This window comes from Robbsia betulipollinis, assembly GCF_026624755.1.
GTDB lineage: Bacteria > Pseudomonadota > Gammaproteobacteria > Burkholderiales > Burkholderiaceae > Robbsia > Robbsia betulipollinis.
This window is the reverse complement of the sequence record NZ_JAPMXC010000002.1, coordinates 236,138-251,989: the sequence shown is the minus strand read 5'-3', so window position 1 is coordinate 251,989 and position 15,852 is coordinate 236,138. Positions and strand designations below refer to the sequence as shown.

Below are 15,852 nucleotides of genomic sequence, written 5' to 3'. Positions count from 1 at the left end.
GATGAACCGGCGAGCGAACAGGAGAAAGCGATGCTGCATCACATCGTCATGTGGAAGTTGAAGGAGCGGGCCGAGGGGCAGGACAGGATGGCGAACGTCGCGCAGATGCGCCGTCTGCTCGAAGGCTGTAGCGCGGTGGTGCCGGGGATCGGCCGCTTCGAGGTGGGACAGGCGGCGCCCGGCCTGGGTTCGACGTTCGACTTGGTGCTGTACTCGGAGTTCGAGGATGCGGCCGCGCTCGCGGCCTACCAGCACCATCCGCAGCACGAGGCGGTGGTGCCGTTCATCCGCGCGGTGACCGAAACGCGGCAGTGCGTCGATTACGTGCTTTGATGCCGCCGACCCCGCCACCGCCCACGGGCAACGACACGCCCTTTCTCGATGCTCTCGGCGTCGAGGTGATCCGCGCCGACCGGACGGGCAGCGAACTGCGCATGCAACTCGACGAGCGTCATTTCAACCGCTGGGCGGTCGCCCACGGCGGTGTCACGATGACGCTGCTGGATGCCGCGCTCGCGCTTGCCGCCCGGCACGCGGGCGAAGTCGAACGCAGCCTCGTCACGGTGGAGATGACCGTTACTTTCATGCAGCCGGGGCGCGGCGCGCTGCGTGCGCTCGGCCGGCTGCTGCACCGCTCGACGACGATGGCGTTCTGCGAGGGCGAGGTGCTGGATGCGCAGGGTGCGCTGGTCGCGAAGGCACTGGGAACGTTCAAATACCTGCGCCGTTTGCCGGTCGGCCGGGACGTGGCGACCGAGCGGCATTCGTCAGGCTCGTCGGCTTCGTCGGGCCCGCCCGCCGTGCTTCAGGCGGAGAGATCCGGTAGTGCATAGGGGAGGCCGCGAACCGTCAGGCGCGGCCCCGCCACGCTGCCGACGTGCACGCTCGCGTCCGCCAGGAGCGACAGCTTCAATTCCACCAGGCAGTCGACGCCGCCACCCGGCGCGGGCGCGGCATTGACGACATGGCCGCAGGGTTGCAGCGGGTCGCCGGCGTCGAACACTTCGTCGCCCGCTTGCGCGGCCGCGGCGTGGCCCAGCGTCGCGCGGCGCTTGACGGTGCCGCGATACTGGCTGCGCGCGACGATTTCCTGCCCCGGGTAGCATCCCTTGCGGAAGTTGACGCCCCCGATCGCCTCGAAATTGACCATCTGCGGTACGAAGCGGTCCTGCGTCGCCGCGGTGATGCGCGGCTCGCCGCTCTGGACGTCGAGCCAGTCCCAGTGCGCGGCCGACATCGGCGCGAGCGTCTCGTCCAGCGCCGGCCGCAGCGCATCGCACGCCGGGCGCGGCAGCGCCCACAGGAAACGCAGATATCCCGCCGCGTCCGGTAGCCGGATCAGGGTGCCGACGGCGCCCTCGCGGCGCTCTCGCACAGTCTCGGGCACCGTGCCGAAATGCGCGCCCAGCGTGCTCAATAGCGCCGCGGCATCGTCCGTTCGGGCGGTCAGTCCCAGCAGCGCGAGCGTGGGCGTCGCGTCGCCGAGGGCGACTTTCGCCCGCAGCACGAACATCGACAGGCGTTTCTGGATGGCTTCGCGAATGTCGGCCGCCAGCACCAGCCGCACGCGTTCGCTGCCCGCGGGCGCGTCGGGCTGCGCCGCAACGGTCTCGCGCCAATAGAGGAAGGAGGCGATCAGGCGGCCTTTCGGCGAACACAGACCGCCGAGCGCCGCGGCGTCGGGGCCGAGGTGGGCGACCTCGTTCGTCAACTGCTTGTGCAGGAAGTCGGCGGCATCGGGACCGGTGGCGTCGAGGATGCCGAACTGGTCGAGCAGCGCGTACGCGCCACGCGGCGCGATCGCTGCGGCGGTGCTGACGGCGTCGGGCGCGTCGGCGGCAGCGGAAGCCGCGAAAGGGGCAATCGGAGCAAGGCGTGAAGTCATCTGATGGCCGTCAAGGGTGGGCGCGGCGGCGCAGCGTCGGCCTGCCGGGGTCGCGTCGCGTCGAAGCGCGCCGCCGAATGCCTTATTATATTGGGTTCGCCGATCAACGTAGCAAGCTTGCTGGAAGCGCATGTCCGTTTTTACACATCTGTTCAGCCGCGCGCGGCGGGTCGTCGTGGTGCTGGTGGTGCTCGTCCTGGTGCTGGGGGCTGCTGGCGGGGGCATCCTGTACGTCTGGGCCAACCGGCCGATGCCGCTGGCGCAAAAGGAACTGGACGTGACGATCCGTCCGCGCAGTTCGCTGCGCGCGGTCGCCCTGCAGCTGAACCAGGCCGGGGTGCCGGTCAACCGGCTTCTGTTCGAGGTATTGACGCGTTTCGCGCGACTGTCGACCGCGTTGAAATCCGGAAACTATGCGTTCGAAACCGGCATCACGCCGTATGAGCTGTTGTTGAAGGTGGCGCGCGGGGACGTCAACCAGTACGTCGTGACCATCATCGAGGGCTGGGACTTTGCCCGCATGCGTGCCGAGATCGGCCAGAACGGCCATCTGAAGCACGATACGGCGGCCATGAGCGACGCGCAGCTGATGACGGCGATCGGTGCCCCCGGTCTGCTGCCCGAAGGGCGATTCTTCCCCGACACCTACCTGTTTCCCGGCGCGACCAGCGATCTCGACATCTATCGCCGGGCGTATCGCGCCGCGCAGCAGCGGCTCGCCGAATTCTGGCAGGCGCGCTCGCCCACGTTGCCTGCGGCGCTCGCGCAACCGTACGACGTGCTGATTCTCGCGTCCCTGGTGGAAAAGGAAACCGGCAAGTCCGCCGAACGCGCCCGGGTGGCGGCGGTCTTCGTGAACCGTCTGCGGATCGGCATGCCCCTGCAGACCGACCCGAGCGTGGTCTATGGCCTGGGTACGACGTTCTCGGGGCGGCTGCGCAAGAAGGATCTGACGACCGACACGCCGTACAATACCTATCTTCACAACGGCCTGCCGCCGACGCCGATCGCCTTGCCGGGGGCCGCCGCGCTGGAGGCCGCGACGCATCCGGCGGCGTCGCCGTCGCTGTACTTCGTGGCCCGGGGAGACGGCAGCAGCGAGTTCTCCAGCACGCTGACCGACCATAATCGCGCAGTCGATAGATACCAGAGGGGAAAGTAATGCGTGCGCAGGGAAAATTCATCACGTTCGAAGGCATCGACGGCGCGGGCAAGACCACGCATCTCGACGGGTTCCGCGCGCGCCTCGAGGCGCGCCTGCACGCCGAGAACCGTCAGGTGGTGCTGACGCGGGAGCCGGGCGGCACGCCGCTGGGCGAGACGCTGCGGGATGTGCTGCTGCACCAGCCGATGCATCTGGAGACCGAGGCGCTGCTGATGTTCGCCGCGCGGCGCGAACATCTCGCCGCGGTGATCCGGCCGGCGCTGGAACGCGGCGACTGGGTGCTGTGCGATCGCTTTACCGATGCGAGTTTCGCCTATCAGGGAGGCGGCCGGGGGCTGGCCCTGGACAAGCTCGAGGCGCTCGAACGCTGGGTGCAGGGGAGCTTCACCCCGGATCTGACGATTCTGTTCGACGTGCCCGTGGATACCGCGCTGGCGCGCCGTCAGGCCGCGCGCGCGCCCGACCGCTTCGAGCGCGAGTCCGTGGCGTTCTTCGAGCGCACCCGGGGCGAATACCTGCGTCGCGCCGCGCAATCGCCCGAGCGCTTCAGGGTGATCGACGCGAGCCGCGGTATCGACGCGATCCGCCGCGATCTCGAAGTCATCGTGACGCACGCGTAGTGGGCCCGACGACACGCGGGACCGGCAGGAGCGGCGCCGCATCCGGCACGGCGGGGGCACCCGGCACGCTGTCGGCCATGCTACCCGGCGCGGCGTCCGCGCTTTACCCGTGGCAGCAGGCGGCATGGCACGCGCTCGGAGACCTGCGCGCGCGCTGGCCGCACGCCTTGTTGATTCACGGGCAGGCCGGCATCGGCAAGACGCGTTTCGCGCGCCAACTGGCGAAAGCGCTGCTGTGCGAGGGCGCGCAGGCCGATGCGCGGCCTTGCGGCGCATGTCTGGCCTGCCACTGGTTCGAACAGGGCAACCATCCGGACTTGCGTGCCGTGTTCCCGGAAAACCTTGCCCCGGAACCATCGGAGGGCGACGCGAGCGCCGAGGCCACGGAGGGCGATACGGCCGCCAGGACGGCGGGCACGGGTGGCAAGAGCGGCGCGAGCAAGGCACCCAGCAAGGAGATCAAGGTCGAGCAGGTCCGCTCGCTGCTCGAGTTCTGCGGCATCGGTGCGCACCGCAGCGGGCACCGCGTCGTGTTGCTGTATCCGGCCGAGGCGCTGAATGCCGCGTCGTCGAACGCGCTGCTGAAGACGCTCGAGGAACCGCCCGAGGGGGTCGTGTTTCTCATCGTGACCTCGCGCATCGAGCGTCTGCTGCCCACGATCGTCAGCCGGTGCCGGCAATGGCCGTTGGGCACGCCCGCTGCCGCGCCGGCGACCGCGTGGCTGGCGGCACAGGGGGTGAGCGACGCGGCCGCGGCGCTCGCCCAGGCCGGTGGCGCGCCACTCGCGGCGCTCGAGGCCGAGGGCGGCGGCGATGGCGCCCATCGCCAGTTCGTGCTGACGCAGCTTGCCGCGGGCGAACGGTGCGACGCCTTCGCCTGTGGCGAGACCTTGCAGAAAGTCGCCGTGCCGATGGTATTGGGCTGGCTGCAGCGATGGTTGTACGACTTGCTGAGCCTGCGTCTGGCCGGCACCGTCCGCTATTATCCGAATCAGCAGGCGGCGCTCGCGCGGTGCGTCGCCGCGGCCGATACCGTCGGGCTGGCCCGCATGAACCAGGAGCTGGCCCGACAGCGGGCGACCGAGCAGCATCCGCTCAACGCGCGTCTGGTGTGCGAGGCGCTGTTCGTGCGCTATCGCGAACTCTTTTCCGGCGCGAGCCGCTGACGGCACCTGCCATGTCCGGCTCCTTCGCTCTTTCCTCCTTATTTTGAGATTATGGAACATCATTTTCGGGATGCCCGGCAGGAGGATCTGCCGGCGATCGTCGCCATCTACAATTCCACCGTGGCGTCACGTGCGGTGACGGCGGACCTGGATCCGGTTCCGGTGGAGAGCCGGCAGGGCTGGTTCGACGCGCACACGCCGCAGCGCCGGCCGCTCTGGGTCGCCGAGCGTGCCGGCGCGGTAACCGGCTGGCTCAGCCTGTCCGATTTCTATGGACGCCCGGCCTATGCCGCCAGCGTCGAGGTCAGTATCTATCTGGCGGCGGACGCGCGCGGCCGGGGTCTCGGGCGCGCGTTCCTGGAGCGCGCCATCGCGCAGGCGCCGGCGCTGGGCGTGCGGACCCTGCTGGGTTTCATCTTCGGCCATAATGAAGCGAGCCGCGCCTTGTTCCGCAGGCATGGTTTCGACGATTGGGGCTTTCTGCCCCGGGTCGCCGCGCTCGACGGCGTCGAGCGCGACCTGGTGATCGTCGGGCGTCGTATCTAGAAGAACAGGCGTCCGCGGACCCGCGGCGGTGGCCAAGACAGGGTGGGCCGCCGCCTTTCGCTGGAGAATTTTTACGTGTTTGTCGATTCGCACTGCCATATCAATCTTCCCGGACTGGGCGAGCGTCTTCCCGAACTGCTCGCGCGAATGCACGCGCAGCAGGTGACGCATGCATTGTGCGTCTGTGTCGACCTGGAGACCCTGCCGCAGGTGCTGGCCGTCGCCGACGCGTACGAGAATGTGTTCGCATCGGTCGGCGTGCATCCCGATCACGAAAACGTCGAGGAGCCCGACGTCGACCGGCTGATCGTCCTGTCCGCCCATCCGAAGGTGGTCGCGATCGGCGAGACGGGCCTGGATTATTATCGTCTCGACGGGCGCACGCTGGACCAGATGGCGTGGCAGCGGCAACGTTTTCGCACGCATATCCGCGCCGCACGCGTCAGTGGCAAACCGCTGATCATTCATACCCGGGCGGCGGCGGAGGATACGTTGCGTATCATGCGCGAGGAAGGTGCCGGCGAGATCGGCGGCGTCATGCACTGCTTCACCGAAAGCTGGGAGATCGCCGAGGCCGCGCTAGCCCTGAACTTTCATATTTCGCTGTCGGGCATCGTCACCTTCAAGAACGCGCTGGCCCTGCAGGACGTGGCGCGCCGCGTGCCGCGCGAGCGCTTGCTGATCGAGACCGATTCGCCGTATCTGGCACCGGTGCCCTATCGCGGCAAGACGAACGAGCCATCGTACGTCGCCGACGTCGGGCGGTTCGTCGCCGCGCTGCGCGGGGTGACGCCCGAGGCGCTGGGGCGCACCACGAGCGACAATTTCTTTCGTTTGTTCGCGAGCACGGCGGCCGTCGTGAAGGCGCCGGACGCGCCGCACTGACGCCGGCGAAACTCGCGTCGGCGGCGTCAGTGCGCCGGTCGCGCCCCGCGGGTCCGCGCGGGGATGTTGTCCCGATTCATTCTTCGAACCCTTCTTCGAGCGAGCCCTTCATGCATTCCAGCTTCAACGTTTTCTCCATTTCCCGCAAGCCGGCGCGCTGGCTCGCGGCGGCGTGTCTCGCACTGACGGTGGCCGGCGTGTCGGCGCCCGTCAGCGCCGCGCCGCTCGACACGATGATCAAGGCCGCGAAATTCAACGACGTGTCCGCCGTGCGCAAGATGCTCGCGCGCGGCGTCGATCCGAACGCCGTCGATAACCAGGGCATGCCGCTGCTGCTGCTGGCGGCGCGCGAGAAATCGAACGACGTCGCGATCCTTCTGATGCAGGACAAGCGCACCGACATCGACAAGCTCGATCCGGCCGGCGAGAACGCGATGATGCTCGCGGCCATCGCGCAGGACACGCCGCTGGTCAAGGCGCTGATCGACAAGGGTGCCGAGGTGAACAAGAAGGGCTGGACGCCGCTGCATTACGCAGCCAGCATCGGCGACGACGAAATCGTGAAGATCCTGCTCGAAGCGTCCGCCTACATCGACGCCGCTTCGCCGAACGGCACGACGCCGCTGATGATGGCGGCGCGTGGCGGCCACGCGTCCACGATCAACCTGCTGATCGAGCAGGGCGCGGACCCGACCCTGAAGAATCAAATCGGCATGAGCGCCGTCGATTTCGCCAAGCATTACAACGAGAAAGATGGTGTCGACGCATTGGCCGGCAAGGCGGAGGCCTGGCAGGCCAGCCACGCGGCGGGTGCGAGCGGCGTGCGCGCGCAATAATTTCGGCGCGCGGCGTCGACGCCGGCGCAATCCGCCGGTGAATGCCGGGCCCACCCCTCGGAAATCAGGATCAGGAGCTGGATGAAACTGCTGGATATCGCTACGCGGATTACCGAAGCGCCGTTGAATTCCTGGCCGGGCGTGTTGGCGCTGACGGTCGTCATGCTGCTTTTCGCGCTCGCCGGCCACCGGCTCGGCGCGCACCTCCTGCGGCGGATCACGCGGCCGTACGTGACGATGGGCATGGTGGTGCGGTTCATCGACCGCCCCGCGCAGCTTGCCGTCACGATCCTGCTTCTGCAACTGGTCTGGTGGAACGCGGCGGACGATCTCGTGTTGATCAACCCGCTGCGGCGGCTCTCGGGGCTCGTGCTGATCGGCAGTCTGACGTGGCTGGCGGTGCGCAGCGTCGCGGCGCTCGTCCAGGGCGTGATGATCCTCAACCCCCTGGACACCGAGGACAATCTGCGCACCCGCGCCCTGCATACGCAGGTGCATGTGCTGGGCCGCTGCGTGATGGGAACGATCGTCGTGATCGGCGTGGGGGCGATGCTGATGACCATACCGAACGTACGGCAGATCGGCACCAGCCTGCTGGCCTCCGCGGGGGTGGCCGGCCTGGTTGCGGGTATCGCGGCGCGGCCGGTGCTGGGAAACCTGATCGCCGGTCTGCAGATCGCCATCTCGCAGCCGGTGCGCATCGACGACGTGGTCGTCATCCAGGGCGAGTGGGGCCGGGTGGAGGCGATCACCGGCAGTTATATCGCCGTGCGGATCTGGGACCAGCGCCGGCTGATCGTGCCGTTGCAGTGGTTCATCGAAAACTCGTTCCAGAACTGGACACGCAACAGCGCCGAGATCATCGGCAGCGTTTTTTTATGGGTCGATTTTCGCCTGCCGCTCGACCCCGTGCGGCACGAACTGGTGCGCCTGTGCGAAGCGGCATCCGAATGGGACGGCCGCGTGCAGGTGTTGCAGGTCACCGATACGAGCGAACGCGCGATGCAGCTGCGCATACTCGTCAGTTCGCCGGACTCGCCCCGCAACTTCGATCTGCGCTGCAAGGTGCGGGAAGGTCTGCTCGATTTCATCCAGCGGGAGTTCCCCGCCTGTCTGCCGCGCGAGCGGACCGAATGGCACGCATCGGACGCGGCGTCGGGGACCATGCGGGGCACCGACCCGCTCGATTCGTCCGCACGGGACGCGTCGCCTTTCGCGCCGTCCCGGCACGAGCCCGATCTCGGCGCTTCCGCCGCGGCTGCGTCACGTCTGTCCAGCCTGCCGTCGTCGCCGAAGGTCTGAGGCGCCCGAGCGGTACCCGGCGCGGCTTTGCACGCGGCCCGGCGCCGCAGTGACCCGCGGGCTTGGTGTATCATGAACAATCATATCAGCACCACCCATCATCCGGCGTGGCTGGCATCCTGGCAGGCATTCGAGCATGCCCGTCGTCTTTGCAGGACCGCGATGGCGGTGCGCGCCAGGGAGCGGCCCGTCGACCCCGCGACGCACCGCGCCAGGTCATCTCGAGTCGTCCCGTCCCCCGGGTCGTCCGGTCACCCCGCGCGGTTCAAACAAGGACCCCTGTCAGCCAATGAGTCGTCTCGTCGTTGTTTCCAATCGTGTCGCCACGCCCACCGAAAGCAAGGGTTCCGCAGGCGGTCTCGCCGTCGGCGTCTTTGGCGCGCTCAAGGATACGGGAGGTGTCTGGTTCGGCTGGAGTGGCGAAATCGTCGGCGAAGGCACCGCCAATGCCGGTCCCGAGATCGTCCAGGACGGCGCCGTAACCTTCGCCACCGTCGGCCTGTCCCGGCGCGATTACGACCAGTACTACCGCGGCTTCTCGAACGCCATGTTGTGGCCGGTGTTCCATTACCGCAATGACCTGGCGCGTTACGACCGGCAGGAGTACGCCGGGTATCGCCGGGTCAATGCCTGGCTCGCGCAACAACTGCTGCCGCTGCTCAAGCCCGATGACGTCATCTGGGTACACGATTACCATCTGATTCCGTTCGCCGAGGCGCTGCGGCTCGCGGGTGTGAAGAATCGCATCGGCTTCTTCCTGCACATCCCGTTTCCGGCGCCACAGGTATTGCTGAACGTCCCGCCTCACGACGAACTCGTGAAGTCCCTTTGCTGCTACGACGTGGTGGGGTTCCAGACCGAATCCGATCTGGTCGCGTTCGGCGATTACATCGTCCGTCAGGCCCACGGCACTGTTTCCAGGGACGGGCGCACCGTCGACGCGTATGGCCGCTCGTTGCGTGCGGGCGTCTATCGGATCGGCGTTTTCCCCGACGACATCGCCGCGCAGGCGAAGCGTTTCGAGACGCGCAAGGACGTGCGCGAACTCAAGGCCAGCCTGAAGGACCGCAAGCTCATCATGAGCGTCGATCGCCTCGATTATTCCAAAGGCATCGCCGAACGGTTCCGGGCATTCGAACGTCTGCTGGAAACCGCGCCGGAATTGCAGGGAGCGGTGTCGCTGGTGCAGGTCGCGCCGCCCACGCGCGCGGACGTGCAAAGCTACCAGCATATTCGCCAGAACCTGGAATACGAGGCGGGACGCATCAATGGCCGTTTTTCGGGACTCGACTGGACACCCATCCGCTATCTGAACCGACGCTACGACAGATGGGTGCTGATGTCGCTGTTCCGCGCGTCGCAGGTGGGGTTCGTCACGCCCCTGCGCGACGGTATGAATCTGGTCGCGAAGGAGTATGTCGCGGCGCAGGACCCGGATGATCCGGGTGTGCTCGTGCTGTCTCGATTCGCGGGTGCCGCCGCGGAACTCGATGCCGCGCTGATTGTCAATCCGCACGACATTCTCGACATGTCCGAAGCATTGCAGCGGGCTCTGACGATGCCGCTCGAAGAACGGCAGGACCGCCACCGCAAAATGCTCGCCGCATTGCGCAGGAATGACCTGGGGGTATGGCGCGATACCTTCCTTGTGGACCTGCGCGCGGTACGCCCCGGCATGCCGTAGGCGGCGCCGGGTCACGCGCGGTGACCGTTCCGGTTTGCCGGCGGGCATCGGGGACGCCGGGCGAAAAAGGCGGAACCGGGGCGATGCCGCGGCCTGCGCCGCGCGGTCAGGATCGTAGACTTATCACTTTCGTCATCACGCAGAAAAACATGGCACAGCAAGTGCGGCACCGTAGCATGGAAGGCGCAGCGGCCGGTGGTGGCCCGATCGGAAACGGCGGGGTAGGCGGTACACCCGGCGGCAGGGCAGCGCCGGCGCGGGTTTCACGGAGACCATCATGAGAATCGCACAGATCGCGCCGTTGACCGAGTCGGTCCCTCCGACCATGTACGGCGGCACCGAGCGGATCGTCTCCTACACGACCGAGGCACTGGTCGAGCTGGGGCACGAGGTGACGCTTTTCGCGACCGGTGACTCGACGACTAGAGCGCAGCTCGAGGCGGTCTGGCCGCGCGCGTTACGCCGCGACCCCTGCATCCGCGATCCGATCGCGCCGCACATGCTGATGCTCGAACGCGTGCGTCAGCTGGCGGGCGACTTCGACGTACTGCATTCGCACCTGCATTTCTACCCGTTCTCGATTTTCAAGCGTCAGGAGACGCCGTTCGTCACGACCCTGCATGGCCGGCTCGATCTGCCCGAGCACCAGAGTCTGTATGGCGCATTCGAGGATCTTTCGCTGATTTCGCTGTCCAATGCGCAACGCCGCTATCTGCCGAATGCGCACTGGGTCGGCAACGTGCCGTACGGTTTGCCGGAAAACCTGTACAGGCCGTACGGCGGCAAACCGTCCTACCTCGCCTTTCTCGGGCGCATCTCGCCCGAGAAGCGGGTCGACCGGGCCATCGCGATCGCCGCGCAGTGCGGCTTGCCGATCCGCATCGCGGCGAAGGTGGATCTCGCCGACAAGGTGTACTTCGACACCGAGATCGCGCCCCTGCTGCGCCAGCCGCATGTCGAGTACGTCGGCGAGATCCGCGACAGTCAGAAGGCCGAGTTCCTGTCCGGCGCGCATGCGCTGCTTTGTCCGATCGACTGGCCGGAGCCGTTCGGCCTCGCGATGCTGGAAGCGATGGCGTGCGGTACGCCCGTGATCGCTTTCAAGCGCGGCGCCGTCGCGGAAGTGATCGACGATGGCGTGACCGGCTTCGTCGTCGAGGATGAAATCGGTGCGATCGCGGCGGTGGACCGGCTGGAGAATCTGTCTCGGCCGGCGATTCGACGGCATTTCGAGCAGCACTATACCGCCAGGCGGATGGCGGGGGATTACGTCGACGTCTATCAGCGCGTGTTGCGTGCGCAGCGCAAGTCGCAACTGCGACTGGTGACGGACTGAGACAGGGCAGTCCTCCCAGCAGGGTGACCTCCATACGACTGCGGCCACCTTGCCCGAAGGCGAGGTGGCCGCAGCTTGCACCGTTAACCGCTGAGGTTTCCCGACAACGCAGGAAAGGCAGCGCGTCGCGCGCCGCCCTCCATGCGATTACAGGTTGTCGAGGCGGTTGACCTTCGTGCCTTCCAGCGTCAGGTTGGCCATCAGGCCGCCGTTGCTCAGGACGAATGCGTCGACCGGCGAACGCACGCTGTTCGTATCGATCGCGCCGTTCGCGCCGATCTTCAGCACGGCAACCGATGCGTCGCCGCCCACCGACCAGCCCTTGACGCTGCGGAACTTGTCGAGCGCGTCCTGCGTCATGAAGAGAATGATGATGGCCTTGGACTGGGCGCCGATCTGCAGGCCGACCGATGCCGAAGTCGTGCTGTAGTAGCCCATCGTACGGCCGCCGACGCGCAGAGCGCCTTCGCCGTACTGACCGCCCACCACGAAGCCTGCTGCCAGCACCGACGGGAACACCAGGACGCCGCTTGCCTTCGACACCAGCTCACGCGAACCCGGCGCCGCGACGTACAGACGCGCCAGGGCCTGTTCGACGTTCGAGTTGATGCCATTGCGCTTCGACATCACCGACGAGTCGGCGTCGCCCGGGGTGGTCGCGGTGGTCGTACAGCCTGCCAGCGCGAGCGTGGCGGCGGTGATGATCGTACCCATCTTCAAGGCGATGTTCATTTTTTTCATGGTCAGCTACTCCCTTACTGTGATTATTAAAAGTATCGCAACGCAAAGCATGGATACGAAGGTCAACCCAATTGGCGCAGGACCGCGTCGGCATCCGGATAGTCTTTCTCGGGCAAGCCGTTGAGCACGGCCACAACCTCGTTGCTGACGCCGCTCGCCGTGGCCGCCGCGACGATTCCGTCCTTGTTGGACGGGTACGAAACGCTTGCCAGGGCCGTTTGAATATCCCCGGAAATCGAATCGGGGCTGCCTTGTCCATCCGGGTGCAACATGGTCGCCATGCGACTTTCTCCTCGGTGCTCGCCGCCGTTCCCGTCGGCTTGTTGCTGTCGCAAGTTTTACCAGCTTTTCAGTGCTGCACCTAGCAATGCAAATGTCGTGCCTAGCGAATATCGCTCTCAAAACGGCCTTGTCATGCCCGGGCAGCGCGCCTGTGCCGAGTCAATTCGGCGGCAAGATGGAAAAATTTGCCGGTCTGCTGCCATGCCGGGCAGGCGGGCAACAGGCCTGTTGCATAAAGCTTTCGGTGCATTTCTGCCGGTCCCCGCAGGAATTGTCATCAAATCGCTTTTACCGGTTGCCGGTAATATCGGCAATCGCTGGCGCAGGACATCGATCCGTTGTCTGCAGGCAACTAAACTACTCTGTCCAGTTTCCTTCTCTCTTTGGTAAAATTTCCGCTATTTCCTGATGGACGCACATTTTCCGGGAGGGAAGTCCAAGTCCATCGGCCGCCCGCCGCATAGCACATGAGATCCATGGTCAGTCAAGATAATCGCGCGTCGCAGGACGCGGACAATAGCGGCGCCGCCGGCGTTGCAAACGAGCGCCATCTGCATGTGCATGTTCATGTGCACGATAACGAAAACGACGGTGAACGCGATTCGGGGCTGGTCGACGCGAACGGCCATCGCAACGGTACGGGAAAAGACGACCGGGACGGCGGGGACGAAAAAAATAAAAGCGGCGGGGATGGGGAGCAGAAGGGCGGGCACGAAAACGACGGCAACGACGGTAACGACGACCAGGGCGAGAAGGGCGACGAAGACGGCAAGGGCAAGGACGGCAAGGACGGCAAGCGCAAGGGCCCCGGCAAGAAGCCCCTGATCATCCTGGGCATCGTCGTGCTGCTGATCGCCATCGTCGCCATCGTTTTCTGGTTCAGCACGCGTAATCAGGAAAGCACCGACGATGCCTTCACCGACGGCAACGCCGCGACGATCGCGCCCAAGGTTTCCGGGTATGTGACGAAGCTGGCCGTCAACGACAACCAGCGCGTCAAGCAGGGGGATCTGCTGGTGGAGATCGATCCGCGCGACTACATCGCCCGGCGCGACGAGGCCGCCGCGCAGGTCGGTCTGGCCCGGAGTCAGCTGCACCAGGCGGAGGTTCAGTACGACCTCGCGAAGGTGCAATATCCGGCGCAGCTCTCGCAGGCCCGCGCCCAGGAAACCAGCGCGCAGGCGAGCCTGACGAACGCGAACTCCGCCTATGCGCGTCAGCACGGCGTCGATCCGCGTGCCACCTCGCAACAGAGCATCGACCAGTCCACGGCGCAGCAACGCTCGGCCCGCGCCGACGTCGCGAACGCCCAGGCCCAGGTCAAGGTCGCCGCCCAGATCCCGCTGCAATTGCGGCGGGCCGCCGCCGACGTCGAGGCGCGCCGCCAGCAGGTCGAGCAGGCAAAAGCGCAACTCGCGCAGGCCGAACTGAACCTGTCGTACACGCAACTGCGCGCGCCCTACGATGGTTACGTCACGAGGCGTAATGTGCAGCTGGGCAGTCTGGTACAGGCGGGCACGTCGCTCTTCTCACTGGTGTCGCCCATGATCTGGGTGACCGCGAATTTCAAGGAATCGCAGTTGACCAAGATGCGCCCCGGCGACAAGGTGGCGATCGAGGTCGATGCGTATCCCGACCTGAATCTGAGCGGGCATGTCGACAGCGTGCAGCAGGGCACCGGCTCGCGCTTCTCGGCGTTCCCGGCGGAGAACGCGACCGGCAACTACGTGAAGATCGTGCAGCGCGTCCCGGTGAAGATCGTCATCGACCATGGGCTCGATCCGAACCGGCCGCTGCCGCTGGGCATATCGGTCACGCCGAAGGTCACCCTGCAATGAGCTATGACGCGAACTGGCGTCCCAGCGTCAATCCCTGGATCGTCGCGATCGTCGTCACGCTCGCGGTCTTCATGGAAATCCTCGACACGACCATCGTCAACGTGGCGCTGCCGCACGTGGCCGGGACCCTGTCGTCGAGCTATGACGAGTCCACCTGGGTATTGACGTCCTACCTGGTGGCCAACGGCATCGCCTTGCCGATCTCGGCATTCCTGACGCGTCTGATCGGGCGCAAGCGCTATTTCCTGCTCTGCATCGGCATGTTCACGGTCTGCTCGCTGCTGTGCGGGATCGCGACCGAATTGTGGCAGTTGATTCTGTTTCGCATCATGCAGGGTTTCTTCGGCGGGGGATTGCAGCCGGTGCAGCAATCGGTGCTGCTGGATTATTTCGCGCCGAAGGATCGTGGCCGCGCGTTCGGTCTGTCGTCGATCGCGATCATCGTCGCCCCGGTCATCGGACCGACGCTGGGCGGCTGGATCACGGACAACTACAGCTGGCGCTGGGTGTTCCTGATCAACGTGCCGGTCGGCATCCTGACGACGCTGGCGGTCGCCCATTTGCTCGAGGATCCGCCGTGGGAACGCAAGGCGAAAAAGGGCACGCTGACGATCGACTACATCGGCATCGGGCTGATCGCGCTCGGCCTGGGCTGCCTGCAGGTGGTGATGGACCGGGGCGAGGACGACGACTGGTTCAGTTCGCCGTTCATCCGGGTGTTCGCGGCATTGACCGTGACGGGTCTGGTCGGGGCGGTGTACTGGCTGCTGTACACGAAGAAACCGGTGGTCGACCTGCGGGTGCTGAAGGACCGCACCTTTGCCGCGGCCAGCGTGCTGATGTCCGGCATGGCGCTGATCCTCTATGCCAGCTCGGTGCTGATCCCGCAATTGGCGCAGCAGCAACTGGGCTACACGGCGACGCTGTCGGGTCTGGTGCTGTCGCCGGGCGCGATCCTGATCGTGTTGTCGATTCCGCTCGTGTTGAAGCTGATGCCGGTGGTGGAGACACGCTATCTGATCCTGACCGGTTTCGCGATCATGGCCGCTGGCTTCTTTTATTCGTCGCATCTCGTACCCGGCATCGATTTCAAGACCCTGGTGTGGATGCGCAGCAGCCAGTCGCTGGGCCTGGGCTTTTTGTTCGTGCCGCTTACCACCATCGCCTTCATCTCGTTGCCGCAGCGCCTCAATGCGGACGCCTCGGCCTTGTTCACGATGTTTCGCAACGTCGCGGGATCGATCGGCATCTCGCTGGCCACGGCCGGGGTGACCGAGCGCAGCCAGATACACAGTGCCTATCTGGTACGCAATCTGACGCCGCTCAACGAGCCCTACAACCAGGCGGTCCGGCAATGGACCGACGCGATCCGCGATTTTTCGTTGAGCGCCAGCGATGCGGGTAGCGCGGCGACCGGCCAGCTCTACCAGACGCTGCTGTCCCAGTCGCGCGTGCTGGCCTACTCGGACATGTTCGCCGCCTGCGCGATCCTCGCCCTCCTGATGATTCCTTTCTGCTTCCTGCTCACTTCCGTGAAGAGCTCGGGCAATGCCGGAGCCCATTGAC

At 66.0% G+C, this 15,852-nt stretch carries 16 protein-coding genes; 13 read left to right on the top strand and 3 right to left on the bottom strand.

Going from position 1 to position 15,852, the window contains the following annotated elements; all coding sequences use genetic code 11:
* The first annotated feature begins 30 nt into the window (after positions 1-30).
* The gene (locus tag OVY01_RS12910) at positions 31-333 is read left to right on the top strand and encodes a Dabb family protein (RefSeq protein ID WP_267847995.1); all 303 of its coding nucleotides are present in this window, start codon (positions 31-33) and stop codon (positions 331-333) included.
* On the top strand, positions 333-833 hold the full coding sequence (locus OVY01_RS12905; protein ID WP_267847994.1) for a PaaI family thioesterase: 501 nt from the start codon (positions 333-335) through the stop codon (positions 831-833). The genes OVY01_RS12910 and OVY01_RS12905 overlap by 1 nt, the downstream gene beginning before the upstream one ends.
* On the opposite strand, the gene ygfZ is transcribed toward OVY01_RS12905, so the two are convergent.
* Positions 806-1,885, bottom strand: a complete 1,080-nt coding sequence (gene ygfZ / locus OVY01_RS12900) for a CAF17-like 4Fe-4S cluster assembly/insertion protein YgfZ (RefSeq protein ID WP_267847993.1) — start codon at positions 1,883-1,885, stop codon at positions 806-808. The genes OVY01_RS12905 and ygfZ overlap by 28 nt on opposite strands.
* A gap of 130 nt (positions 1,886-2,015) precedes the next feature.
* Here ygfZ and mltG point away from each other — a divergent pair, with 130 nt between their 5' ends.
* From mltG to OVY01_RS12855, 9 genes are all read left to right on the top strand, one after another.
* Positions 2,016-3,047 (top strand): endolytic transglycosylase MltG, encoded by a 1,032-nt coding sequence (gene mltG / locus OVY01_RS12895; RefSeq protein WP_267847992.1) that lies wholly within the window; start codon positions 2,016-2,018, stop codon positions 3,045-3,047.
* A complete protein-coding gene (gene tmk, locus OVY01_RS12890) occupies positions 3,047-3,670 on the top strand; it encodes a dTMP kinase (RefSeq protein WP_267847991.1) in 624 nt (207 codons plus the stop codon). The genes mltG and tmk overlap by 1 nt, the downstream gene beginning before the upstream one ends.
* A 77-nt stretch (positions 3,671-3,747) precedes the next feature.
* Positions 3,748-4,836 (top strand): DNA polymerase III subunit delta', encoded by a 1,089-nt coding sequence (locus OVY01_RS12885; RefSeq protein WP_267848083.1) that lies wholly within the window; start codon positions 3,748-3,750, stop codon positions 4,834-4,836.
* A 51-nt stretch (positions 4,837-4,887) separates the two neighbouring features.
* Positions 4,888-5,382, top strand: coding sequence for a GNAT family N-acetyltransferase (locus tag OVY01_RS12880; protein ID WP_284700868.1), 495 nt, complete (start codon positions 4,888-4,890; stop codon positions 5,380-5,382).
* A gap of 75 nt (positions 5,383-5,457) precedes the next feature.
* On the top strand, positions 5,458-6,267 hold the full coding sequence (locus OVY01_RS12875) for a TatD family hydrolase (protein WP_267847990.1): 810 nt from the start codon (positions 5,458-5,460) through the stop codon (positions 6,265-6,267).
* A 110-nt stretch (positions 6,268-6,377) separates the two neighbouring features.
* Positions 6,378-7,103, top strand: coding sequence for an ankyrin repeat domain-containing protein (locus OVY01_RS12870; protein WP_267847989.1), 726 nt, complete (start codon positions 6,378-6,380; stop codon positions 7,101-7,103).
* 81 nt (positions 7,104-7,184) lie between these two features.
* Positions 7,185-8,405: a mechanosensitive ion channel family protein gene (locus tag OVY01_RS12865; protein ID WP_267847988.1), complete on the top strand. Its 1,221-nt coding sequence runs from the start codon at positions 7,185-7,187 to the stop codon at positions 8,403-8,405.
* Positions 8,406-8,694: 289 nt separating this feature from the next.
* The gene (otsA, locus tag OVY01_RS12860; protein ID WP_267847987.1) at positions 8,695-10,089 is read left to right on the top strand and encodes an alpha,alpha-trehalose-phosphate synthase (UDP-forming); all 1,395 of its coding nucleotides are present in this window, start codon (positions 8,695-8,697) and stop codon (positions 10,087-10,089) included.
* Between the two features lie 277 nt (positions 10,090-10,366).
* Positions 10,367-11,425 carry a glycosyltransferase family 4 protein gene (locus OVY01_RS12855; RefSeq protein ID WP_267847986.1) on the top strand — a complete coding sequence of 353 codons (1,059 nt, stop codon included), beginning with the start codon at positions 10,367-10,369 and terminating at the stop codon, positions 11,423-11,425.
* Positions 11,426-11,572: 147 nt separating this feature from the next.
* Here the strand turns inward: OVY01_RS12855 and OVY01_RS12850 are convergent, their stop codons facing one another.
* Positions 11,573-12,166 (bottom strand): BPSL1445 family SYLF domain-containing lipoprotein, encoded by a 594-nt coding sequence (locus tag OVY01_RS12850; RefSeq protein WP_267847985.1) that lies wholly within the window; start codon positions 12,164-12,166, stop codon positions 11,573-11,575.
* A gap of 62 nt (positions 12,167-12,228) precedes the next feature.
* Positions 12,229-12,447 (bottom strand): DUF2795 domain-containing protein, encoded by a 219-nt coding sequence (locus OVY01_RS12845; protein WP_432422240.1) that lies wholly within the window; start codon positions 12,445-12,447, stop codon positions 12,229-12,231.
* 477 nt (positions 12,448-12,924) lie between these two features.
* On the opposite strand from OVY01_RS12845, the gene OVY01_RS12840 reads away from it, so the two are divergent.
* Entirely contained in the window at positions 12,925-14,286 is a 1,362-nt protein-coding gene (locus OVY01_RS12840; RefSeq protein WP_267847984.1) for an HlyD family secretion protein, read from the top strand.
* A complete protein-coding gene (locus tag OVY01_RS12835; protein ID WP_267847983.1) occupies positions 14,283-15,851 on the top strand; it encodes a DHA2 family efflux MFS transporter permease subunit in 1,569 nt (522 codons plus the stop codon). The genes OVY01_RS12840 and OVY01_RS12835 overlap by 4 nt, the downstream gene beginning before the upstream one ends.
* Position 15,852: the final 1 nt, after the last annotated feature.